Annotated in this window: 24 protein-coding genes and 3 pseudogenes; 12 read left to right on the top strand and 15 right to left on the bottom strand. The window is 60.2% G+C overall.

Going from position 1 to position 22,119, the window contains the following annotated elements; all coding sequences use genetic code 11:
- Positions 1–21: 21 nt before the first annotated feature.
- The 8 genes from HBH25_RS00740 to HBH25_RS00705 form a co-directional block, all read right to left on the bottom strand.
- The gene (locus HBH25_RS00740; protein WP_168080516.1) at positions 22–1,743 is read right to left on the bottom strand and encodes a S8 family peptidase; all 1,722 of its coding nucleotides are present in this window, start codon (positions 1,741–1,743) and stop codon (positions 22–24) included.
- Between the two features lie 56 nt (positions 1,744–1,799).
- Positions 1,800–2,573, bottom strand: coding sequence for an IclR family transcriptional regulator (locus tag HBH25_RS00735; protein ID WP_168080514.1), 774 nt, complete (start codon positions 2,571–2,573; stop codon positions 1,800–1,802).
- Positions 2,574–2,631: 58 nt separating this feature from the next.
- Positions 2,632–3,954 carry an MFS transporter gene (locus HBH25_RS00730; protein WP_168080512.1) on the bottom strand — a complete coding sequence of 441 codons (1,323 nt, stop codon included), beginning with the start codon at positions 3,952–3,954 and terminating at the stop codon, positions 2,632–2,634.
- A 68-nt stretch (positions 3,955–4,022) separates the two neighbouring features.
- Positions 4,023–5,171: a galactonate dehydratase gene (gene dgoD, locus HBH25_RS00725; RefSeq protein WP_168080510.1), complete on the bottom strand. Its 1,149-nt coding sequence runs from the start codon at positions 5,169–5,171 to the stop codon at positions 4,023–4,025.
- A 31-nt stretch (positions 5,172–5,202) separates the two neighbouring features.
- Positions 5,203–5,823, bottom strand: coding sequence for a 2-dehydro-3-deoxy-6-phosphogalactonate aldolase (locus HBH25_RS00720; RefSeq protein WP_168081413.1), 621 nt, complete (start codon positions 5,821–5,823; stop codon positions 5,203–5,205).
- A 20-nt stretch (positions 5,824–5,843) separates the two neighbouring features.
- A complete protein-coding gene (locus tag HBH25_RS00715; RefSeq protein WP_168080508.1) occupies positions 5,844–6,764 on the bottom strand; it encodes a 2-dehydro-3-deoxygalactonokinase in 921 nt (306 codons plus the stop codon).
- 80 nt (positions 6,765–6,844) lie between these two features.
- Positions 6,845–7,777, bottom strand: coding sequence for a 1-aminocyclopropane-1-carboxylate deaminase/D-cysteine desulfhydrase (locus HBH25_RS00710; protein WP_168080506.1), 933 nt, complete (start codon positions 7,775–7,777; stop codon positions 6,845–6,847).
- Complete coding sequence (locus HBH25_RS00705; RefSeq protein WP_168081411.1) at positions 7,774–9,825, bottom strand: NADPH-dependent 2,4-dienoyl-CoA reductase; 2,052 nt, start codon at positions 9,823–9,825, stop codon at positions 7,774–7,776. Before HBH25_RS00705 ends, HBH25_RS00710 begins: the two co-directional genes overlap by 4 nt.
- Before the next feature lie 165 nt (positions 9,826–9,990).
- Between HBH25_RS00705 and HBH25_RS00700 the strand changes: the two genes are divergently transcribed.
- Complete coding sequence (locus tag HBH25_RS00700) at positions 9,991–11,028, top strand: carbon-nitrogen hydrolase family protein (protein WP_168080504.1); 1,038 nt, start codon at positions 9,991–9,993, stop codon at positions 11,026–11,028.
- Entirely contained in the window at positions 11,019–12,077 is a 1,059-nt protein-coding gene (locus HBH25_RS00695) for an AraC family transcriptional regulator (protein ID WP_324616839.1), read from the top strand. The genes HBH25_RS00700 and HBH25_RS00695 overlap by 10 nt, the downstream gene beginning before the upstream one ends.
- Here HBH25_RS00695 and HBH25_RS00690 read toward each other — a convergent pair.
- The gene (locus HBH25_RS00690) at positions 12,071–12,880 is read right to left on the bottom strand and encodes a DUF2242 domain-containing protein (RefSeq protein ID WP_229631770.1); all 810 of its coding nucleotides are present in this window, start codon (positions 12,878–12,880) and stop codon (positions 12,071–12,073) included. The genes HBH25_RS00695 and HBH25_RS00690 overlap by 7 nt on opposite strands.
- On the opposite strand from HBH25_RS00690, the gene HBH25_RS00685 reads away from it, so the two are divergent.
- Positions 12,879–13,049 (top strand): hypothetical protein, encoded by a 171-nt coding sequence (locus HBH25_RS00685; RefSeq protein ID WP_168080253.1) that lies wholly within the window; start codon positions 12,879–12,881, stop codon positions 13,047–13,049. The genes HBH25_RS00690 and HBH25_RS00685 overlap by 2 nt on opposite strands.
- Positions 13,050–13,077: 28 nt before the next feature.
- Positions 13,078–14,010 (top strand): transcriptional regulator GcvA, encoded by a 933-nt coding sequence (gcvA, locus tag HBH25_RS00680; RefSeq protein WP_168080500.1) that lies wholly within the window; start codon positions 13,078–13,080, stop codon positions 14,008–14,010.
- On the opposite strand, the gene HBH25_RS00675 is transcribed toward gcvA, so the two are convergent.
- Positions 13,963–14,886, bottom strand: a complete 924-nt coding sequence (locus HBH25_RS00675; protein WP_168080498.1) for a helix-turn-helix domain-containing protein — start codon at positions 14,884–14,886, stop codon at positions 13,963–13,965. The genes gcvA and HBH25_RS00675 overlap by 48 nt on opposite strands.
- Positions 14,887–14,985: 99 nt before the next feature.
- Here HBH25_RS00675 and pobA point away from each other — a divergent pair, with 99 nt between their 5' ends.
- Positions 14,986–16,212 (top strand): 4-hydroxybenzoate 3-monooxygenase, encoded by a 1,227-nt coding sequence (pobA, locus tag HBH25_RS00670; protein ID WP_168080496.1) that lies wholly within the window; start codon positions 14,986–14,988, stop codon positions 16,210–16,212.
- A gap of 139 nt (positions 16,213–16,351) precedes the next feature.
- On the opposite strand, the pseudogene HBH25_RS00665 reads toward pobA, so the two are convergent.
- Positions 16,352–16,621, bottom strand: a pseudogene (locus HBH25_RS00665) (transposase domain-containing protein); the annotation flags it as partial.
- Positions 16,622–16,714: 93 nt separating this feature from the next.
- Between HBH25_RS00665 and HBH25_RS00660 the strand changes: the two are divergent.
- The 4 genes and pseudogenes from HBH25_RS00660 to HBH25_RS00650 all read left to right on the top strand — a co-directional run bounded on the left by HBH25_RS00660 (position 16,715) and on the right by HBH25_RS00650 (position 18,455).
- Positions 16,715–17,219: pseudogene (locus tag HBH25_RS00660) on the top strand (Hcp family type VI secretion system effector).
- Positions 17,220–17,230: 11 nt separating this feature from the next.
- A complete protein-coding gene (locus HBH25_RS23470; RefSeq protein ID WP_267874350.1) occupies positions 17,231–17,893 on the top strand; it encodes an RNase A-like domain-containing protein in 663 nt (220 codons plus the stop codon).
- Complete coding sequence (locus HBH25_RS23465) at positions 17,877–18,074, top strand: RNase A-like domain-containing protein (protein WP_267874349.1); 198 nt, start codon at positions 17,877–17,879, stop codon at positions 18,072–18,074. Before HBH25_RS23470 ends, HBH25_RS23465 begins: the two co-directional genes overlap by 17 nt.
- 9 nt (positions 18,075–18,083) lie before the next feature.
- The gene (locus tag HBH25_RS00650) at positions 18,084–18,455 is read left to right on the top strand and encodes a hypothetical protein (protein ID WP_229631769.1); all 372 of its coding nucleotides are present in this window, start codon (positions 18,084–18,086) and stop codon (positions 18,453–18,455) included.
- A 289-nt stretch (positions 18,456–18,744) separates the two neighbouring features.
- Here the strand turns inward: HBH25_RS00650 and HBH25_RS00645 are convergent.
- From HBH25_RS00645 to tnpB, 3 genes and pseudogenes are all read right to left on the bottom strand, one after another.
- Positions 18,745–19,101: pseudogene (locus HBH25_RS00645) on the bottom strand (IS66 family transposase); the annotation flags it as partial.
- On the bottom strand, positions 19,102–19,284 hold the full coding sequence (locus tag HBH25_RS23005; protein ID WP_178088792.1) for a hypothetical protein: 183 nt from the start codon (positions 19,282–19,284) through the stop codon (positions 19,102–19,104).
- 186 nt (positions 19,285–19,470) lie between these two features.
- Positions 19,471–19,668 carry an IS66 family insertion sequence element accessory protein TnpB gene (gene tnpB, locus HBH25_RS00640; RefSeq protein WP_229631768.1) on the bottom strand — a complete coding sequence of 66 codons (198 nt, stop codon included), beginning with the start codon at positions 19,666–19,668 and terminating at the stop codon, positions 19,471–19,473.
- Positions 19,669–20,026: 358 nt separating this feature from the next.
- Between tnpB and HBH25_RS00635 the strand changes: the two genes are divergently transcribed.
- Both HBH25_RS00635 and HBH25_RS00630 read left to right on the top strand, forming a co-directional pair.
- Positions 20,027–20,209, top strand: a complete 183-nt coding sequence (locus HBH25_RS00635; protein ID WP_168080492.1) for a type II toxin-antitoxin system HicA family toxin — start codon at positions 20,027–20,029, stop codon at positions 20,207–20,209.
- Positions 20,210–20,249: 40 nt separating this feature from the next.
- Entirely contained in the window at positions 20,250–20,651 is a 402-nt protein-coding gene (locus HBH25_RS00630) for a type II toxin-antitoxin system HicB family antitoxin (protein ID WP_168080490.1), read from the top strand.
- Positions 20,652–20,765: 114 nt separating this feature from the next.
- On the opposite strand, the gene HBH25_RS00625 is transcribed toward HBH25_RS00630, so the two are convergent.
- On the bottom strand, positions 20,766–21,239 hold the full coding sequence (locus HBH25_RS00625; RefSeq protein ID WP_168080488.1) for a lytic transglycosylase: 474 nt from the start codon (positions 21,237–21,239) through the stop codon (positions 20,766–20,768).
- Positions 21,240–21,515: 276 nt separating this feature from the next.
- Between HBH25_RS00625 and HBH25_RS00620 the strand changes: the two genes are divergently transcribed.
- Entirely contained in the window at positions 21,516–22,064 is a 549-nt protein-coding gene (locus tag HBH25_RS00620; protein WP_168080486.1) for a cytochrome b, read from the top strand.
- Positions 22,065–22,119: the final 55 nt, after the last annotated feature.

The following is a 22,119-nucleotide window of genomic DNA, read 5'->3' as shown; positions in this document are numbered from 1 at the left end:
CGCGCCCGCTGCGAGCTGCCCTTACCGGCGCCGATCCCGGCTCTGTACGGTCAGCTCCAGCGCTTTTTGCATATCTAGCCGTGCGGAGCGGCCTACGTCTGGGTGGTTAAGGTCAAAGTTGCGCTCGGACGGCAGGATAGGTGCCGTCAGGTCTTCCCCATCGGCCGGTTCGAAATCGCCATCGGCGCCGATAGGCATGGCGCTGCGGCGCAACAGCAAGCGCAGTTGCGCGGGCGTAAGCTGGGGGTTGATGGATAACATGGCGGCCACCGTGCCGGTCACCAAAGGGGTCGCGAAGGAGGTCCCACAGTGGGTGGTCACCTGCGGGTCTACGCCTGGCGCGCAGGCTGCGGCTGAAATATCCACTCGGCTGTCCAGGTTGGAAGAGCCCCGGCGTACCGCATAATCGGCACTCCCAAGGGGCGCGGCGCTGGCTTCACTTCGCTCATGCCCCCCTACCACCAGCAACTGGTCCGTTACGAACGATGACGGCAGCCTGTAGTCGTCCTGCCCCGCATACGAAGCTCCGTTGCCCGCCGAATTGATCACCACCACATTGGGGTGCTTGGCCTTCAGCCAACGGAAAAATTCTTCGAGCAGCTCTTCGTACCCGGCCATGGCCACACCAGAGCGCACCTGGGTGTCGATATCACCGCCCTGGACCTTCTGAGCCCCTACCCGGTGCAACCCCCAACTCCAGTTAAGCACCCTGGCACCGTCTTCTACCAGGTTGACGGACGCCGCCACGTTGGCCGTGATACCTGCATCGGAATCACGCTCCACGATAATCTCGAACCCCCTGCTAACGCCCTCCAGGCCGCGCAGGAAACCGGTATTGCCCGCTTTAAGCCAATGGGCCGCCAATACTCCCGTCACGCTTGACCCATGTGCCTTAGGGCTGCGTGCGTCCCTTGCGTACACACACAGGCGAGGCGATTGGCAGGGACCCACGTATTCGGCGAAATCTTCAGAATCAAAATCCACATTGCGTTCAATGACCCCGATCCGTACAGGGGCCGTGTCAATGGGCGACCCTCGCGCGGCGATTCGGCGGCGGTAATAGTTCACGGCATCCACGAAGCGGTTGGCTGCCCACTCTTCCTGAACCTGGCCAGGGGGTGGCACCTCGCGCTCCGCTTCCTCGGCCGAGGACTCTTCAATCACAACCGCATCCACGCTTACCTCATGGCCAAGCCGGAGGATCAATGCATCGCGCTCAGTGAGGGTATTGACCGGTAGGCGCAACTGCCAGGTGTTCAGGGCGGGGATGGCGCCTACCAGCGTAGCGCCGTATTGCTGGGCCAATTTCCGAACCTGCTCAAGGCCGTTGTAACGCTCCTCGATCACCACGCTCACCAGGTTCAGGTACGTGGTCAGGCCTTCGGCGTTAACTGCCGTCTCATTGGGTTTTGCTGCCAGCACGTGGTTACCGGCCATACTCAGCCACACACTGTTACTGGCACGCCCCTCCTGCTCAAGGAGTAAGGGGCCGCTTGGGTCCTTGCCGGTTTCGAGTGTAAGCCGAAGGTGGTTGCCTTCCCGCTCGTTCGCTTTTTCAACCGCACCTAGCCATGTTTTGACAGGGCCTGGCCCTAATCCGTCAGCCTTCAGGCAAAACACCTGGCGCCGGGTGTCCAGCAGGTCCGCGCAGCGCTCCAGCGTCTCCAGGCGAAGGGGCGGCTCTGCCCGGGCGCCTGTAGCCAACCCCCATACCAACAGTACAACCAGCCAGCGTCGTTCCATGAAAGGCCTTCTGTTCGGGCATTTTGCAGCTGTGACTGCCTGCGTTACAGCTTGGTTCAGCCGCCCAGCTCGCGACTCAGCGATAACGCTGCCGCCTGCACCGAGGGGACCAGCGCCTCCATACGTTCCAGCGACAGGTAGGGCACGGTACTGGCTACGCTGATCGCCGCGACAATCCGCCGGCTGGCATCACGCACCGGTGCGGCCACACAACGAATGGAGGGCTCGTTGTCCTCCAGGTCAAAGGCGTACTGGCCTTCCACATACGCCTGCATACGGGCTACGAAAGCGTCCCAGCCCGGTTCCTCGCGCGGGCCCCACACGGCAGCCGGCGCAGGCTGGGCCTCGAACAAGCGGCGCCATTCATCAGGCGGGCTGTCCAATAGCAGCGCCTTGCCAATACCGGTCCGGGTCAAGGGCATGCGTAACCCTACACGCGAGCGCATTTCTGGCCCATTGCGCCCTGGGTTCTTGTGTAGGTAAAGCACTTGATCCCCGTCCCGCACCGCCAAGTGAACGGTATCACCCGTGGCCGCGCCCAAGGCATCGAGCACGGGTGCGGCCAATTGCGCCAAGGGGAATTCGTCCCTGGCCTGAAACCCCAGCTCGATCAGCCGAGGGCCCAGGCCGTAGCCGTTATTGGGGAGCAACCGCAAGTAACGTTCATCCACCAGCGCACTGGCCAGCCGGTGTGTGGTGCTGCGGGTGGTGCCAAGGGTGGCGGCAATGGCTTTAAGGTCGCGTGCACCGCCGGCCACGGCCTGGATCACCGCCAACCCCCGCAGGAGGGTTTGAGTCCCTGCCGGGGCAGGTGTCTCCATGGCTGTCATAGGTTGAACCCCGTCGTGAAGATGCAGCCGCCATTATCGACGGCAGGCGCCCTGCCCGTCACCCTTCCACCAGTTCGATGCGCTCGACCTTGCCCACCAGCACGATGTAACTGAGCGCGCCCACCAGCGCCGTGACCGCCACATATGTAATAGCCGGCGCAAAAGAATCCCCGGTGGCCAGCAGCCCTATCACGATAGGTGTGACAATGGCCGCCAGGTTGCCGATGAAATTGAACATGCCGCCTGTCAAGCCCAGCAGGCGGGCTGGCGCCAGGGTAGACACCAGCGACCAGGTGATGGACGCCAACCCGTTACCGAAGAATGCCAAGGCCAGGCAGGCGATCACCACCGGTGTGGAGTCGAACCAGTTGGCGCCGATGATGCAGGTGGAAATCAGGAGCCCGCCGATGATGGGCACCTTGCGTGCGACGCCGATGCTGGTACCGCGCCGGATCAGCCAGTCCGAGAACAACCCGGAGCACAACACGCCCACGAAGGCGGCCAGAAACGGCACTGCGCCCAGCAGGCCGGACTTGATAAAGTCCATGCCCCGGTACTTCACCAGGTAAGTAGGGAACCAGGTCAGGAAGAACCACAAGGTGGAGTTGAGGCAGAACTGACCAATGTAGATGCCCCACAACTTGCGCTGGCTCAGGATAACCTTCAGGTCTGCCAGGTTCAGCCGCTGTGCCTTGGGCTTGCGGTCGATGTCCACCAGGCCGCCGCCTGCTTGAATGAGTGCGATCTCCGCGTCGTTCGCACCGGAGAAATCCCGAGGCTCACGGTAAACCGCGTACCAGATCACCGCCCACAGCACGCCGATCAGCCCCGTGATCACGAACACCATGTGCCAGCCATAGGTTTGCTGAAACCATGCCAGCACTGGGGTCAGGAACGCCAACCCAACGAACTGCCCGGAGGTGTAGACACCAATGGCGGTGGCACGCTCGCGCTCAGGGAACCACGTGGTCACGACTCGGCTATTGATGGGGTAGGCAGGCGCCTCCAGCGCACCCACGGCCATGCGCAACACGAACAGCGCCACAAAGCTGCCCGCAAACCCCAGAGCCACCGTCGCCACCGACCACAGCACCAGCGCTGCGGTGTACAGAACACGCGGGGGCACCCGGTCGACCAACCAGCCCCCGGGAATCTGCATGGCAGCGTACGTCCAGCCAAAGGCCGAGAACACCAGGCCGATCTGCGCAGGCGCCAGCCCTAGCTCCGACGTAAGGGCTGGGGCGGCAATGGACAGGTTGGCACGGTCCAGGTAGTTGATCACCACCGTAATGAACAACAGCACCATGATGAAGAACCGCTTGCGGCTCGGCGTGGCCAGGGCGGCGTGCGCCGTGGCTGAATGTGCAGTCTGGGTTTGCATGTTGGGTCTCTTGTGATTATGTCCCAATCGGCGAGTGTGACGCTGGCCTTACAAGGCCAGCTGGCCGGTTACCATTCGGCAAAGCTGCCATCGGCATGGCGCCAGATGGGGTTGCGCCAGCGATGGCCAATGGCAGCGCGCTCGCGCACGTACTCCTCGTTGATCTCGATGCCCAGGCCAGGGCCTTTGGGGATGGTCACAAACCCGTCGTTGTAGTCGAACACCTCTGGCTGGCGAATGTAGTCCAGCAGGTCATTGCTTTCGTTGTAATGGATACCCAGGCTTTGCTCCTGGATGAAGGCGTTGTAGCAGGCGGCGTCCAGCTGCAGGCAAGCGGCCAGCGCGATGGGCCCCAACGGGCAATGCAGGGCCAGCGCCACGTCATAGGCTTCGGCCATGGCCGCGATCTTGCGGGTTTCGGTGATGCCACCGGCATGGGAGGCATCGGGCTGAATGATGTCCACATAGCCCTCGCTGAGCACCCGCTTGAAGTCCCAACGTGAGAACAGCCGCTCACCCAGGGCAATGGGGGTACTGGTGAGCGGCGCCAGTTCCTTGAGCGCTTCATAGTTTTCACTCAGCACGGGCTCTTCGATGAACATGAGCTTGAACGGGTCCAGCTCTTTCATCAGCACCTTGGCCATGGGTTTGTGCACCCGGCCATGGAAATCCACACCAATGCCTACGTTTGGCCCTACGGCGTCACGCACAGCGGCCACGCTGGCCAGGCAGCGGTCCACCTTGTCGAAACTGTCCACGAATTGCATTTCTTCGGTGCCGTTCATTTTCACGGCGGTAAAGCCACGGTCCACGGCCTCTTTCGCCGCCTTGGCGGTTTCGGAGGGGCGGTCCCCACCAATCCACGAATACACACGAATACGCTCGCGTACCTGGCCACCCAACAGGTCACTCACGGACACGCCCAAGGCCTTGCCTTTGATGTCCCACAGCGCCTGGTCGATACCGGCCAGGGCGCTCATGTGGATCGCCCCACCCCGGTAGAAACCGCCCCGATACAGCACTTGCCAGTGGTCTTCGATATTGCGTGGGTCCTTGCCGATCAGGTAGTCGCTCAGTTCGTCCACGGCTGCGGCCACTGTATGGGCGCGGCCCTCAACCACCGGTTCGCCCCAGCCGCAGATGCCTTCGTCGGTTTCGATCTTCAGGAAGCACCAGCGTGGAGGAACAATGAAGGTGCTCAGTCGGGTAATTTTCATCGCTTGTCTCTTTTATCGATGGAAGAGGTATTCAACGGGCCTGCTGCCAGCCCAAGGCATAGGCATCGGCGCGCTCACGCACCTGCGCGGCGGTAAGCCCGGGCTTGAACAAACCCGAGCCCAGGCCGAAACCGGCAACGCCCGCCTCCAGGAAGGGCCCCATATTGGTAGGGGTGATACCGCCTACTGGCACCAGGGGCGTGCCCTTGGGCAATACTGCGAGCAAGGCACGGACCACGGCGGGCGTGAGCGCTTCGGCGGGGAACAGTTTCAAGGCGTCAGCACCCTCGTCGAGCGCGGCAAAGGCTTCAGTTGGTGTGACCACGCCTGGAGCCAACTGCAGGCCGGCTGCCTTGGCAGCACGCAGCACCTTGGGATCACTGTGGGGCATCACGATCAGTTCGCCGCCGGCGTCCTGGACCTCCAGCACCGCACGTTCGCTGAGCACCGTGCCGGCACCGATCAGGCAGTCGGCGGGCAGGCCATCACGCAGGGTGCGAATGCTGCGCAGTGGGTCCGGGGAGTTGAGCGGCACTTCGATAATGCGAAACCCCGCAGCGTACAACTGCTGGCCAACCTCCAGTACTTCATGAGGGGTGACCCCGCGCAGGATCGCGATCAGGCCATTGATGGCCATGGCATCGTTGAGCAACATGAAAAGCTCCTTGGGAATCAGGGGTGAACCAGGCCAGCGGCCAGGGCCAATAACCATAGGCCCCGCTCGGTGGCTTGGTGGGCGGTCTGTATGCGGCTCACGCCAGCCCGTTCGAGGGCGCGCTGGTAGCGCTGGCACAGCGCACCATTGCCTACCAGTACAATGCTGGAAGGTGCACGAATGGCCCTGAGCGCGGCGACTTCATGGCCGATCATCAGGCCAGAGAGGTAGTCGGGTTGTTCATCGGCGCGCAGTGCACCGGTCAGGCCCAGCGTTCGCGTGCTGAATACCGTGGCCAAGGGGCCGAGCGCGCCCTCGCTGGAAAGGGCAACGTCCAGGCCCCGGTCAAAGGCAGCGGCTTGAAACTGGTCAGACGGCTGTTGGGTGCGCCCCAAAATCGTATGGGCGCAGGCGGCGGCGTACAGCTCACCGGTCATGAAGGTGTCGAAGTGGCGAATACACCCCTCTTCCACCCTTACCCACTTGCTGTGGGTGCCTGGCAGCCCGATCAGCACGGGTTGCACTGGCGCCAGGGTATCCAGCACACCGACCACTTGGGTTTCCTCGCCGCGCATCACGTTGGGCAGGCGACCGTTCTGTAGCACACCGGGGATGATCTGCAGGCGGTTGCCGTTGGCCAGTGGCACCGTCACCAGATGGCGAGCGATGTCCTGCTGCGTGGCCGGTGCCGGGCAGTAAGGGGCTTCACGCCACCCCTGGGCACTACCCACCATGCCGCAAGCGATCAGTGGCACGTCTGGCTGGGCGGTGCGCCAGTCGCCACAGGCTGTATCCAGTGCCTGCTCGAACCGCTGATCGGCCACCTGCATGATGCCCAACGGCAACTCGCGGGCCTCAAGCACTTCGCCGTTATCCCCGATACGGTATGCCCGCAGGGTGGATGTTCCCCAGTCCAGCCCGATCAAACGTGCCTGCATCGCCTCACCTGTTTGTTATTGGTGTGAGTAGTAGAGGCGACGACTATAGCGCCAGAAGACGGCATATCTCAATATGTAATTTAACGTCCCAATATGTGGGATTTTAGCGTATCCGGTTTACTAAGAAAGCCACGCCGACCTTGCAGCCCTCCGGTATGCACAAACACCAGCCGTGTGCCGGCCTTGAAATAACCAGCCGCCACCTTGGCCTGCAACGCCAGCAGGGCCTTGGCGGTGTACACCGGCTCCAGGGGGATACCGCTATAGGCTTCGGTTTCGTGAAGGAACTGGAGCAGCACGGGGTCTACCTTGGCAAACCCGCCCCGGCTGGCGTCGTGCCATTCCACACCGCCTTGCCCAACGAGGCTTTCTACGGTGCGTTCAGCACCTTGCCCCGGTGGTACGGCCAAGGCGCCGTGCACACGGCGCTGCCCGCCTTCTGCTCTCACCAGGCCTGCCACTGTGGTCCCCGTACCCGCCGCCAGCCACCAGCCGTCGAACGTGTCCCACCCCAGTGTCGCCAACTGGTCCAAGGCAAGCGCTTTCAAGTCGGTGCAGCCCTGCACGCCACGTTCACACGCACCGCCTTCGGGTAAGGCAAGCCAACCAGGGTAGCGGGCTTGCCAGGGTGCCCAGAACCCCGGCTGATGGCGAGCGCGGTAACCCCCATAACCCAACCAATGGAGCGTCATGCCCATGGCCTGAAGGTCCTCGGTGGTGGCTGTGGCCTGAGGCTCACCCCGCAGCAGGCCGACCGTTTGCAGCCCCATGCGCTGCCCCGCTGCAGCCAAGGCGTGGAGGTGGTTGGACCAGGGCCCGCCGAGGCTGATTAGCCCAAGGGCGCCCTGCTGCCGAGCCAGTTCCAGCCAGGGGCGCAGCTTGAACCACTTGTTGCCGCTGACCAGAGGGTCGATCAGGTCCAGGCGCAACACAGCCACCTCGACACCTGCGGCGACCAGCCAGGGCAGGCGCAGGGGTTGCAATGGCGGCAGGGGTAGGCTGGGGGTGATCACAGTGCAGCGGCAAGGCGCGAGCCTTGGTTGATCGCCCGCTTGGCATCCAGCTCGGCGGCCACGTCTGCGCCGCCAATCAGATGCACCGGTATCCCCGCGGCTTCCAGGCCCTGGGCCAGATCACGCAACGGGTCCTGCCCAGCACAGACCACCACGTTGTCCACCGCCAGCACCTGTGGGTCGCCTTCGCCCACCCGTATATGCAGCCCCAGATCATCTACCTTCAGGTACTCCACCCCGTTGAGCATCTGCACCTGCTTGCTTTTGAGCCCTGCCCGGTGAATCCAGCCGGTGGTCTTGCCCAGGCCATCCCCTACCTTGCTGGCCTTGCGTTGCAGCAACCACACCTGCCGCGCCGGGGGGCTGACTTCGCCGCGAATACCGGCCACGCCGCCACGGGCCTCCAGAGAAGGGTCAATACCCCACTCGCGCCAGAACGCCTCGGGGTTCACACTGCTGGCCATGCCCTGGTGCACCAGAAACTCACTCACATCAAAACCAATGCCACCGGCCCCTATGACAGCCACCCGAGCGCCCACTGCGCGGCGGCCTTGCAGCACGTCAAGGTAGGTCAGCACCTTCGAGTGTTCAATACCGGGAATGGGCGGAAGTCGCGGCGTGATGCCCGTGGCCAGAATCACCTCGTCAAAGCCGCCCCCAGCCAGGTCTGCTACCCCTACCCGCTGGCCAAGGCGCACGTCCACGCCGGTCGTTTCCAGCTTGCGACCAAAGTAACGCACGGTTTCATTGAATTCTTCCTTGCCTGGAATACGCTTGGCCACGTTGAATTGCCCGCCCACCTCGCTGGCCGAATCGAACAACGTCACCTGGTGCCCTCGCTCGGCTGCGACAGTGGCGGCCGCCAGCCCAGCGGGGCCCGCCCCCACGACCGCGATGCGCTTGGCGGCCAGGGTGGGCAGGTACAGCAGTTCGGTTTCATGACAGGCGCGGGGGTTGACCAGGCAACTGGTGAGCTTGCCCGCGAAGGTGTGGTCCAGGCACGCCTGGTTGCACGCGATGCAGGTATTGATCTCATCCGCCCGGCCCTGCGCGGCCTTGGCCACGAAGGCCGGGTCGGCCAGGAACGGCCGCGCCATGGACACCATGTCGGCGCTACCACTGGCCAGCACCTGCTCGGCGACGTCAGGCGTGTTGATACGGTTGGTGGTGATCAAGGGCACCCTTACGGCCCCTCGCAGCTTGGCGGTAACACGTGCGAACGCGGCGCGTGGCACCTTGGTGGCGATGGTGGGGATGCGCGCCTCGTGCCAGCCGATCCCCGTATTGATCAACGTGGCCCCAGCCGTTTCCACCGCCTTGGCCAATTGCACCACTTCCGGCCAGTCGCTGCCGCCTTCGATGAGGTCAAGCATGGACAGGCGGAAAATAATGATAAAGCGCTCGCCTACGGCTTCGCGTACCTGACGCACAATCTCCACCGCCAGGCGCATGCGGTTCTCGTAGCTGCCGCCCCAGCGGTCGGTGCGGTGGTTGGTCCAGGCCGCCAGGAACTGGTTGATGAAGTACCCCTCGGAACCCATGACTTCCACGCCGTCGTACCCTGCCTGCTGGGCCAGGCGGGCACAGTTGACGAAGTCAGCGATCTGTTTCTCGATACCGGCCTCATCCAGCTCGTGGGGCTTGAACGGGTTGATGGGGGCCTGGATGGCGCTGGGCGCTACCAGGTCAGGGCTGTAGGCGTAACGGCCGGCGTGAAGGATCTGCAGGCAGATCTTGCCCCCTTCGGCGTGCACGGCTTGGGTCACCACACGGTGGCGCTCGGCCTCCTCCTGCGTACTGAGCTTGGCGGCGCCCTTGTATACGCCGCCCTCGGCATTGGGCGCGATGCCCCCGGTAACCATCAGGCCAACGCCGCCTTGCGCACGTTCAGCGAAATAGGCCGCCATGCGCTCGAACCCGCCTGCCACTTCCTCAAGGCCCGTGTGCATCGACCCCATGAGCGTGCGGTTACGCAAGGTGGTAAAGCCAAGGTCCAGCGGGGCGAGCAAGTGGGGATACGGCTTGTGTGGGTCGTAGGCGGTGGTCATGGGGTGCTCCATCATCAGGGGGGTGCGGCCGCTCAAATCGTCGCCTGCACCATGGGTGCGACAGTAATGAGCACAGCGCAGGCACTCAATGATCGCAAGTGACAAGTCGTTGATCCTTTTGTACAGGGTGCTACCCTAGGGCCTCATTCCCTGTGCCTGCCCCCCATGCGCAAAATCGTTGTACTGCTGTGCGCCGTTTTCACCCTGTTTGCATTGGCAACCTACGCCTGGTGGACTACCCAGCGGCCGGTGGCCCATTACTTGTCCGACCTGCGCATCGAGCCCCTGCTTGAACAGGGCCGCCCAGGCGCGGCGGGCAACCTGCTGGGCCTGCAGCCGCGCATGACCCCTGCGGACTACCAGGACGCCCGCCGCCTGCAAATGAAGTTCGAAGCCTACCTGCGCCAGGCGCGTACCAAAGGCCTGCTGGGGCCACGGACCATCGTGGTGTTGCCGGAGCACATCGGCACCTGGCTGTGGCTTAGCGGCGAAAAGGATGAGGTGTACCGTGCCGAACAATTGAGCGAGGCCAGTGGCTGGTTGACCCTCAGCAACCCCCTGGCGTTTCTCGGTGCCTTGGTCGAAGGCCAGGGCGAGCGTCGCCTGAGCGAAGCCCAGTTACGCATGAAGGCGGCACGCATGGCCGACGACTACCAACGTGTGTTCGGTGGGCTGGCACGGCAATTCGGGGTCACCCTGGTCGCCGGTTCCATTGTGCTCCCCGAGCCTGGCCTGCAGGCGGGCCGCCTGACCCTGGGCAAAGGGCCTTTATATAACGTGACCGTGACCTTCGGCCCCGATGGCCTGCCAATGGCCGCGCCTTTACGTCAGCATCGCGTTCAGTTCCACCGGTTCCTGGCCGCAGGCACCGGGCCGGCGCTCCAGGTACTTCAAACCCCTGCCGGGCCTCTGGCGGTCGCCCTCGGAGATGATGCCCGCATGGCTCAAGTGCACGCCCAGGTGAAAGCCCAGGGCGTACGCATGCTGGCCGTACCGGGCTTTGTGTCCAGCGATGTGGACGAACCTGCCCCGCCAGAAGCGCCAGCGCTGACCGGCGCTGCACCTGCAGGCTTGGTGGTATACCTGCACGGTCGGTTCTGGAGCCACCGAGGTGTGGGCCAGGGCTATAGCTGGCAGGCGGGCCAGCGGGGCACGCCGCGAGCAGACCCCGGCACCGCAGGGATCATCAACCTGTGGCTGTAAAGGCCGGTCACTTGCGCCTGGGCGAGGTGTCGGTGGGCCTGTTGCAGGGGCTGGCCACCGCGCTTCACGAACAGGGGGTCAACCCTACCCCTCTGCTGGAGCAATTCGGCCTGGACAGTGCGCGGCTGGCCCAGCCTGGGGCCACCCTCTCCATCGCGCGCTACATGCGCCTGGGCCACGCCGCGATTCAACTGACCGGCAACCCTGCTCTGGGGCTGGCCATGGGCCGTGCGGCAACCCTGGGGCAGTCAGGATTGGCGGGCGTGACGGCCGCCCAGGCCCCCAACGTACGGGAAGCGGCCCGTACGCTGGTCCGGTTTGAACCGTTATATGGAAACAATTACCGGGGCCAGTCCCGCTTCGACGAAGACGCCCAAGGCGCCTGGCTCAGCTTCTACTCCATCAGCCCTTACAACGGTTTCAACCGTTTCGTGGTGGAGGCATTGCTCAGCGGGTGGCTACAACAGCTGTCTGTTGTGGCCCGGCAACCGCTCCAGGCCGAACAGGTACAGATCGAATTCCCTGCGCCTGCCTATGCCACCGCTTACGAAGGCTTGAGCCTCACCCCGGTGGCGTTCGAGGCGGGTCACAATCGCCTGCGCCTGAGCCAGCCGGTGCTGGCCCTGCGCAACCCTGACCACTGCCCTGGCACCTGGCGGTTGCTGCTGGGGCTGTGTGAAGAGGCGCTGGCCCGACAAACCCGTACCCGCACCCTGAGCGAGCGTATTGCCGCACTGCTGGGCCCCTTGCTGGAAGGCCGCCGGGAGCCCGATCTGGACCAGGTGGCGGCTCGGTTGAAGATGCCGCCCTGGACCCTGCGGCGCAAGCTGGCCGAAGAAGGTACCGGGTTTCGCGACATTCTTAACCAGACCCGGCGGGACCTGGCCCTGGCCTATATCCGCGATACGGACCTGAGCCTGGGTGAAATCACATGGCTGCTGGGGTTTACCTCTGCGGAGGCCTTCCAGCGTGCTTTCAAACGTTGGGCTGGCCAGCCGCCGGGCGCGTACCGGCGTGAGCACCGGCAGGCACGGCGAGAAAGCTACTGATCGGTAGCGGGTGCGGGGGGCTCTACACTGGCAGGGGTATCCGCCTTGATCGGTGCCTGCTCAGGCGGAGGGGCCAGAGGTTCGGCCCCTTCAGCAGGGACAGGTGCCAAGGGCTCCGGGGTGATGGCCGGCTCGGCAGGCGTTGCGGGTGCAGGCGCTTGCGCCCCAGGGGCCTGGGTAGGCGTTGCTGCCGACTCAGGCACGCCCAGCACCGCCTTGGGTGCCTCCTTGGGCTGGGCCACGTGATGGGCTCCACCGTGGGCTGCTTTGGGCAGGAAACTTTCCACCAGCCCGAAATAACGCTCGTAGAACTGCGTCGCCGACACTGTCTCGCTGGCCACCTTCACCATGGAGTCGTCCGTAGAGCCAATGGGCATGGAGACCGAACCCAATACCCCCACGCCCAGGCTGGCCGAGTTGTTGGTTTTCTTGAGGGCGTAGCGGTCCTGCAATGCGTTGGCGAACATGGTGGAGCTGCGGCCGCTGTCATTGTCGGCAGCGCACACTACGTTGAAGGAGATTTCCAGGTGAGTGTCGCCATTCTGCTGAAAGCTTTTATGGCCACTGACCAGCTTGGGGTCGCTGCTGGTAATGATGTAGCCCTGGCTGAGCAGTGCCCGCCGCGCGGCTTCACAGGACGCTGTATCACTGACCGGGTAGCTGCGGGAAAACGTACCCGAATCGTTGAAGTGTTCGTGTTCGTAGATCGCCGGCTTTTGCGAAGAACACCCTGCAGCGCTGGCCACGGCAAGGGCCAGCAGCGCCCCTTTGCGTGAAAAGGCGGCAGCGATGGAATTGAACATGTGCATATCCTGCTTGGGCATCGGCCGGGTGGGCATTGTGCACTACAACGCCAGCCCGGCCCGTGAAATCAGTGTACGAGGGCGTGAATTTTACTACGCCCGGCCGGTGGGCAACACCCTGGGCAGAGGACAGTGCCCACGCCTGTGCCGTATATTGCGCAGGCTTTGAGCACCGACCTGCCCCAAAGGATGCCCTGATGTCACGCCGCCTGATGCCCTCGATGACCGCCCTGCAATGCTTTGAAGCGGCAGCCCGGCACCTGAGTTTCACCCGCGCGGCCCAGGAACTGCACCTCACCCAAAGTGCCGTCAGCAAACAGGTAGCGCAGTTGGAGGACCTGCTGCGCCACCCCCTGTTCCAGCGTGTACGCCGGCGCTTGCAGCTCACCCCGGCCGGTGCCCTGTACCTGGCCGAGGTGAACAAGATCCTGACCCAGATCGACATGTCCAGCCGGTACATCCTGTCCTATGGCGCCGAAACCGAGGTGCTCAGGGTCGCTACCCAACCTACGTTCGGGGCGCGCTGGCTGATTCCCGCCCTCAAAGGGTTCGGCAAGCAGTACCCGCAGATTCACCTGGAAATCAGCAACGCCCTGGAGCCTTTCGACCTGTCCCAGTCACGGGCCGACATCGCGTTCTTCTTCGGGCAGGGGACCTGGCCGGGCGCCACCTGCCTGGCGCTGTTCGACGAAGAAGTGGTGCCAGTGTGCGCGCCCGAATGGTTGGCTGAGCACCCCATGACGCAACCGGCGGACCTGACCGGCGTGGTGCTGCTGCAATGCACGTCACGCCCTGAGGCTTGGCACGAATGGTTTCTGGCCCAACAGCTGCACTCCCCCAATAGCTACCACGGGCCACGTTTCGACACGTTCTACATGTGCATTCATGCCGCCGTGGCCGGCTGCGGCATGGCCTTGATTCCCCGTTACCTGGTGGAGGAAGAACTGGCCAGCGGCAAGTTGGTGGCGCCTGTACCCGCGGCCATGCCCAGCGCCGGTTCACACTTCATCGCCTATTCCGAGCACGCGGCGCAGGTGCCCAAGGTGAAATGCTTTGTGCAGTGGATACTGGAGCGGGCAGGCTCAGGGTGTGCTACTGCGGGCCAGGTTATCCCGAAACACCCGGGGTGAAAGCCCAGTGAGCCGCCGGAAGAACCGGGCAAAGTAGGCCGGGTCTGCAAACCCCAGCGTGTCGGCAATCTGGTTGATGGTCATGCTGGTATAGGTCAGGTCGCGCTTGGCTTCCAGCAGTAACCGCTGGTGGATGACCTGCAGCGGCGATTGCCGCGCCAGGCGCCGGCACAGGCTGTTGAGCTGAGGCACCGATACCCCCACGCGATGGGCCAGGGTTTCCACACTGGGCTGTTCCCGGAAATGGGCCTCCACCTGTTGCTGGAAACGCCCCAGCACGTCACGCCCGCGATCAGGCCGTTGGCCTTCGGCCCGATGCTGCTGAATGCGCCGCCCCAGCCACACCAGTGCCACATTGGCCAGGGCATGGAGCATCAGCTCGCGTCCCGGTTGCGGCCCCTGGTATTCATGCTGCAAAGCCTTGAACAGGCTATGGAGGTAACCACGCTCAGCCCCAGCAGGCAGCCGCACAGGCTGCTGAAACAGATCCTGCCCCATGCCGGCCTGGGTACGCAGCTGTTCGATCCACGGCGCTGCTAGCGTTACCACATAACCTTCCACGTTTTCGCTGAAACGAAAGCCATGCACGGCCAAGGGTGGTAGGAACTGCAAGGTGGCCTCGCGTACGGTTTCACGATGCCCCTCCACTTCGATTTCGGCACGGCCGCGGTGTACGTACAGCAGTTGATACAGGTCAGCGTGACGGTGCGGGCGAATCTCCCACTGGAACAGCTGGCTGCGCGCCGAAATGGTTTCGCAGTGCAACAGGTCAGCGACAGGCCAGTCCAGCCCCGCGCCATATAGCTTGAAGGTGGGAACGGGTTCAGGCGAAGGGTTGCGCACAGGTGACCTCGACAGTTCGATTATCGAACGCATTACGCAAAAGTACCGATTATTTAGCCGATTTGGCCTGTGCGCTGCAACGGCACCCACAAAAAATACAAGCCTACATAATAATGACAACAGGACACCTCCATGCACACCTCAGTCGCAATCATCGGCGCAGGCCCTTCTGGCCTGTTGCTTGGCCAGTTGCTCCAGCGCGCCGGCATCCCCAACGTCATCCTTGAGCGCCAAGCCCCCGACTATGTCCTTGGTCGTATCCGTGCCGGCGTGCTCGAACAAGGTATGGTGGACCTGCTGCGCAAGGCCGGCGTACACCACCGCATGGACGCCGAAGGCCTGGTCCATGAGGGCTTTGAGCTGGCGTTCGATGGGCGCCAGGTGCACATCGACCTCAAGGGCCTCACCGGTGGTAAAACCGTGATGATCTACGGGCAGACGGAGGTCACCCGCGACCTGATGGCCGCACGCGAGGCTGCTGGAGGCATGACCGTTTACCAGGCCGGCAATGTGCAGGTCCATGACCCCAAGGGCGAGCGCCCCTGGGTGACCTATGAGCAGGATGGCCAGATGCATCACCTGACCTGTGACTACATTGCCGGGTGCGACGGCTTTCATGGCGTTGCACGGCAGTCCATTCCCGTTGACGCCCTCAAGACCTTCGAGCGGGAATACCCCTTCGGCTGGCTGGGCGTTCTTGCCGATACGCCGCCTGTCAATAATGAGCTGGTCTACGCCGCTCACCCTCGCGGCTTTGCCTTATGCAGCCTGCGCTCCCCCACTCGCACGCGCTATTACGTGCAGGTGAGCGCGGACGAAAAAGTAGAGGACTGGAGTGACGAGCGCTTCTGGAATGAGCTCAAGGCCCGCCTGCCGTCAACGCTTGCCCAGCAGTTGGTCACCGGCCCCTCTATCGAGAAAAGCATCGCGCCCCTGCGCAGCTTTGTGGTGGAGCCCATGCAATACGGTCGGCTGTTCCTGGTAGGCGATGCGGCGCACATCGTGCCACCCACCGGGGCCAAGGGGCTGAACCTGGCCGCCAGTGATGTGAGCACGTTGTTTGATATCCTCGTAAAGGTGTACCAGGAAGGCCGTACCGACCTGCTGGCGCGGTATTCGGCTATCTGCCTGCGCCGCGTATGGAAAGCGGAACGCTTTTCCTGGTGGATGACCACGATGTTGCACCGCTTTCCAGGCGCCGACGCGTTCAGCGAGCGTATCAGCGCCACGGAACTGGACTATTTCACAGGCTCCGAGGCCGGGCGACGTACCATTGCGGAGAATTACGTGGGGTTGCCGTATGAGGCCGTGGAGGATAGGCCTGATACTGTGGTACAGAGTGCTTCGCATTGTGCTTGAGGGGTGAAGCGGCCATCCTCGTACCCTGAGAATGGGAGCCTTCCAGGCATTGGGTGGCGCTACCTAGGCGGCTCTACCTATTTCCAACGTAAGTGCTCCATAAACCGCGTTTTGCTCCACGATCTACAGCGCCCTCCCATTAGCTAGTAGCCGGACAACTCCATGGCAGCAGCGCTTCGCAATCCTCAACAACTTGCACTGCCATCAGCCGCTCCAGCATATACCGCAACCAAGCATAGAGTTCACGGACGTTCGCCTTGGCTATTTCGATCAGGCTGTAGATCTGCGCACTGGCTGTAACACCCTGAGGCATATCGCTGAACATCCAGTTCTTGCGTACGATCACGAACGGGCGGATGACGTTCTCAGCGCGGTTGTTATCCATCGGCAGGTGGTCGCCCTCGACATGACCTCTACGCATCTCGACATGCAAAGGACTGGTTATCATTGCCATGCATCAGGTAACCTTATTCACTATCTGAAGCGAAGCAGGGAGCTAAAAATGTCATTCGATGCATTTATGCAAATAGACGGCGTAGAAGGCGAGTCGTTGGATGCTGACCATAAAGGCTGGGTCGAGCTGCTGTCTTTACCATTACGATGCGATTCAGTCGGTCAGCCAATCGGCTAGTTCTAGCGGTGGTGCATCTGCCGGTGGAGTAACGTTAGGTGACTTCCAAATAAGCAAGCATGTAGATCGGGCAACGCCAAAGATTTTCGAGCTATGCTGTCGAGGCTCGCACATCAAAACAGTGACCATTCGTATACATAGGTCTGGTGGTGAGAAGTTCAAGTATATGGACATCGTTCTTGAAGAGGTTTTAATTTCTACAGTTAGAGGACATGGCGCTGATCAAGGCGGTTTCCCAGCGGAAGTTATCAGTCTAAATTATGGTCGCATCAGATTCGAGTATTCCCAGCAACGCCGCACTGATGGCAGCAATGCCGGTGTAGTATCCGGAGGCTGGGACAGAACCGCCAGTAAACCATTCGCACCATTCGCGTAAGGAAACGCAATATGGCTGACGATGGAGAGTTTAGCGTTGCGCTTAGTTTCGCTCAGATGGCTGCAATCTTGACTCAAGAGTCGCTTTCACCTGCGGAGATAATGTCGAACCGTATATTCGGTAGCTTACGCCTTGTCGGCGGTATCGTAGAGCTTGCAGGTTCAGGTGTACTGTGCGCAGTACCTGACCCAACAATGATCTCCAAGGTAGGATGTATAGCGATGGGTGTACATGCATCCGATCAGCTTTCGGCTGGTGCAACACAGCTCTTTACAGGCAAGGAAACTGACTCTTTTTCATTCAAGGCGGGCGAATCTGTGGCTGAAGCGCTAGGCGCGTCCAAAGCGACAGGTCAAGTCATTGGCCTAGCGACAGAGTTCGCGGTTCCCCTTTCAACCGCCTCGCTTTATAACGCATTCAGAGTATCCTCTGTACGAGCAGGCCGGATATCCGTCGTAACGAGTGAAAAACCGCTGCAAGCCTCTAAGTCGCTAGGCGGCGGGCATGCCATGCGCAAGCACGTGGGCAAAGACATTAATTTTTTAACCTCGAGGTTCGCGTCCAAAAAAGTTGGTATATCCTCTACATTTTACGATCTGCAAATAGCAGAGCGGGCAGTAAGCCAGGCACTCCAAAGAAACAGACTAAAAAATACTTATGTATTCAAAAGCTAAATTCTTATTGCGACACGAACAATATACCTTTGATACGAAACTAGAAAAGGCTATTGGATGGGGTGTTACCAGACAAGAACAGCCTAAGGCAATCACAATGTCAAAGGTTACAATAACCATTAAGTATTCTGAATACAATCACATGCCTTACTATATTGTGACTGCTTTTCCCTCTCTATAAGGTGAACTCATGGGCAAGTATATGCACTTGCATGGCTTTATGTACGAGGTTGGCGAAGGTGTTGGAGAGTTCCTTTCAGACGAAGAAAAGGAAAACTTCCGCCCATTGACCTTGCCTGAAATAGTGAAAAAATCTTTTGGCAAAGGCGGAATAATAAGCTTAATTCATGCCTTTGTTTTGAAGAGACAAATAAAGCACTATATCAAAAATCACATGACCGCTGAGGGCTTAGCGTATGTTTATCCTCCATTTGGTCAAGAAACCTCTTTCGCAGAAGATTATTTTGAAGGTGATCTGCACACCTTCCTAAATAACGTCCTAACGCTACTCGATAAAGAAATAATAAACCACCGGCGGAATCTATTTTCAAAACAAACCTGACTCTTTGCAAGCACTACATTACACGCTACACTAAAACTTTTAGACATAACTCAGCCTCGTTTTTTAGTCATTTTTATTAAGCCATTCGCTACATTTTTTTGATACCTCAGCAATGATTCGCATCCACTCTATCTAGCTCGCCGTCGAGCCAATGGATACTGGCCGTGATAATCGGGAAGACGACATATATCAGAATTGCCGTCAACGAAAAGCCTCTAGAGTTTGTCTGAAAACTCAGCCCGCAAGTACTTCTCGATATAGTTCAGTGTGCCCATGGCTTTGAAGCTACTCGACCTTCGGGCTGTACTATCTGCGCTTCGGCAAACTTGTGCCGGGCATGCGCCCAGCAGCCTAACCGAGTAATGCCCGGTAACGCCGCCACGGCGTTGTAACCTGCATAGTCGTCGGTCATCAAATAGCCGTTGTAGTCTTCGAGCAGGCGCAAGGTCACCGCCTGCGCGCGGCTAGGGTCGTAGCCGAACAGAATAATTGGCGTGTCGAGCGGCCCACCGGCCTACACCCACATCCAGGATTGCCCGGTGGGGTTGCGCCCGGATTCGTGAAGTACTTGAAGCCGCGTTTCGTCGCAATGGATAACGGGGCTTTCCAGTAGTCGATCTCGAAGCAGGTTCAGTAGCGGCTGAAATTACTTTGCACATTGGAATTGCAGTGAAGCCGCGTCACTGACTTTCTCGGATGATGGCGCAAAAAGCTTGCGCCGAAGCAAGGCGTAGTCTTCCTGCAAACGTTCAAGTTGCGTACCCATCGCGACCAGCAATTGCTTGAGCAACACCGGGTCGTCGAGCAGTGATTGGAGGGATAGTTTCATCGGCCGGATTATACCGGCCCAGCGTCATACGACCCAGCGCGGGGTGAAGATCCTGTGCGGTTTGTTGCGCCAGAGATCAAAGCCGTCGAGCATCCCGTTCAGTTTATCGACGGTCAGTTGGAGGGACTCATCATGCGGGTCCGGGCAGACGTGGAACCGCTCGGCTTCGAAGCGTTTGAGACAGAGTCAAAAGCCGTTGCGCTCCCAATACAACACCTTGACTTGGTTACGAGCGCGGTTGATGAACACGAACATCAGCGGGTCGAACACGGCGAACTTGATTTCCAGTCCGACAAGCGCGACCAAGCCGTTGGTGGATTTTCGAAAGTCGACAGGGTACGGGTAGAGGAAGACTTTTTCGGTCTTGGGGCCGGGACGCATCATCGGTGGGGCTCCTGGAATTGGGAGCGTCAGGATCGGTGACTACGTAAACGAGTTGAAGGTGCAGAGTGTTTCGCACTGTGCTTGATGGGTGAAGCGGCCACTAGCCATGCCTTGGGGGATGGGAGCATTCCAAGCCTCGAGCGGCCCCACCTAGGCGGCCCCACCTAGGCGGCCCCACCTATTTTCAACGCAGCATTATTGAGTCTTAGAACGTTGATACATGCCTTTAGGGAGCGTGCAACGTGCTACATGCATTGCGTACCAACAATCAAATCTTATACGCCCAGGCGTATATTCATATCGTATATTTATACACCTAGGGTTATAATAACCCTATCGACAACGACAGGAGGCGGGGGTGCAAAGTAGAGAGTTGATAAAGGAGCTTGAGGCAGATGGGTGGGTTCTAGACCGAATCAGAGGCAGCCACCACATGTACAAGCATCCGACCAAACCCAACACCGTTGCAGTGCCCCACCCAAAGAAGGATCTACCAAGGGGAACGGTCAAGGGAATCAAGGAAACAGCTGGGTTGAGATAACCCGGCTACACCCTTTGCACCTTCGCAGGAGACGCAGCAAATGAGATATCCAATGTGCATCGAGTGGGGCGACGAAGATACCGCCATCGGTATTCAGATCCCCGACATTCCAGGCGCCATTACCGCAGGCGATACCTTTGAGGAAGCCTATGCGGCTGCCGTTGAGGTTGCCCACATCATGCTCGAAGAACGTGCAACAGATGGTAAGGCGGTGCCCATGCCCTCAGCAGTATCGGCACACCGTGACAATCCAGACTTCGCTGGCATGGGCTGGGGCATGATCGAAATCGACGTGACGCCTTACCTGGGCAAAACCGAGAAGGTCAATGTCACCTTGCCTGGCTATGTCATCCAGAAAATCGACAGCTATGTGGCGGCCCATAAGATTAAAAGCCGCTCATCCTTTCTGGCTGATGCGGCCCTTGAAAAGATTGCTCGCTGATAAGAAGGCACGAAAAACCCGGCTCGCAATGGCCGGGTTTGAATTTCAATGGGCCAAATGTCTAGGCTCTGTACGAAAGTGTTGGGTAAAGCGTTGCTCCGCACAAAGCCCAAGCTATCGATCTTTTCTGATTACGCCGGAATAATCACCGAACGCCGGAATTTTCTCGTAGTTACCTGTTGGATCGAAATTGGCGTTAGCCTCTTCAACTTCATGAGGATTAAATTTCTCACACCTGATTACTAAGCCGCCCTCTTTGTTAAAAATATAGCTAGTGCCAACGGAAACCTTGCCATCAGCACTGAATTCACGATAAGTCGCCATGGTAAGAAAAAGCCTTTCCGAATCCATGCATTGGAATTGATAGGTCAGGTATTCACGTCCCTTCTCATCCAAGTAAACAACCCCTACCATGTCCTTATCCAGCAGAACCTCGACAAAACAAGATGGCGTAGTATTGGACCCAATCAATGCTACGTAGGGCTTTCCAGCAACGTGACGAACCTTCGCAGCCTCTTCACTGATAGGGCCTACTGCAGTGTTCTTGGATCGAAACCAGGCATCACAATAAAAAACTGGAACGTTCATTAATAAATCTTCCCGACCACCGTTGAAAAAGCGCTGACGCTACATCCCTGCCGGTACGCAAAGGCTGGGCACTATTGCTGCACGCAGGCAATCGTTACCAGCCCCTTACGCCGATCAAAGCCGATCAACCGTACAATCAAGCACTATTTGGTAGCAAAGCGTGTTTGTTCGAACGAGTCTCAGGGCGGTACGCAAAGCGCTTTCAGATACTTTCCTCATTGAGTATCTTTTCAGGGAATAAACATAGCCGCACTCACCCGCCATAGCGAGGCCCCCATGCCCTGTGAATCAGCCCACTACACCGAAACCGCCAAATGGCTGCACTGGCTGATGGCAGCCTTCTGGATCAGTGCCTGGGCGCTGGGGTTCTGTGCCGTGCACTGGCATGCGGTAAATGAAGACCACCAGGTTACGTTCTGGCACAAGGCAATCGCCAGTACCCTGCTGTTCCTGATTGTTTTGCGTGTGGCCTGGCGCCTCACCCACCCTGCGCCTGCCCTGCCCGGCAACATGACTCCGTTCATGCGCAAGGCCGCTCACCACGGGCACCTAGTGCTCTATGCCGTGGCCTTGATGGCGTTGCCGCTGTCCGGCTGGCTATGGAGCTCGGTGGTGGGCCGCTCGATTCTGGTGCTGGGGCTTTTCCCGCTTCCGCCACTGACCGGCGAGCACAGCAGCCTCGCCCCTTATGTAAAGGGCTTTCATACCTACGTGGCCTGGGCGTGCGGCGTGCTAGTAGCCGGGCACGGGTTGATCGCGCTCAAGCACCATGTGATTGACCGGGATGGTGTGCTCAGGGGCATGCTGCCGGGCCGACGGGCGTAACCCCCGGCTGGCCATAGGGTGCTGTCCATTGCAGCACGCTTGCCCGTATCATGCG

The sequence above is a fragment of the Pseudomonas quercus genome (genome assembly GCF_012033695.1).
GTDB classification, from domain to species: domain Bacteria; phylum Pseudomonadota; class Gammaproteobacteria; order Pseudomonadales; family Pseudomonadaceae; genus Aquipseudomonas; species Aquipseudomonas quercus.
This window is presented reverse-complemented; position numbering and strand designations above follow the sequence as displayed.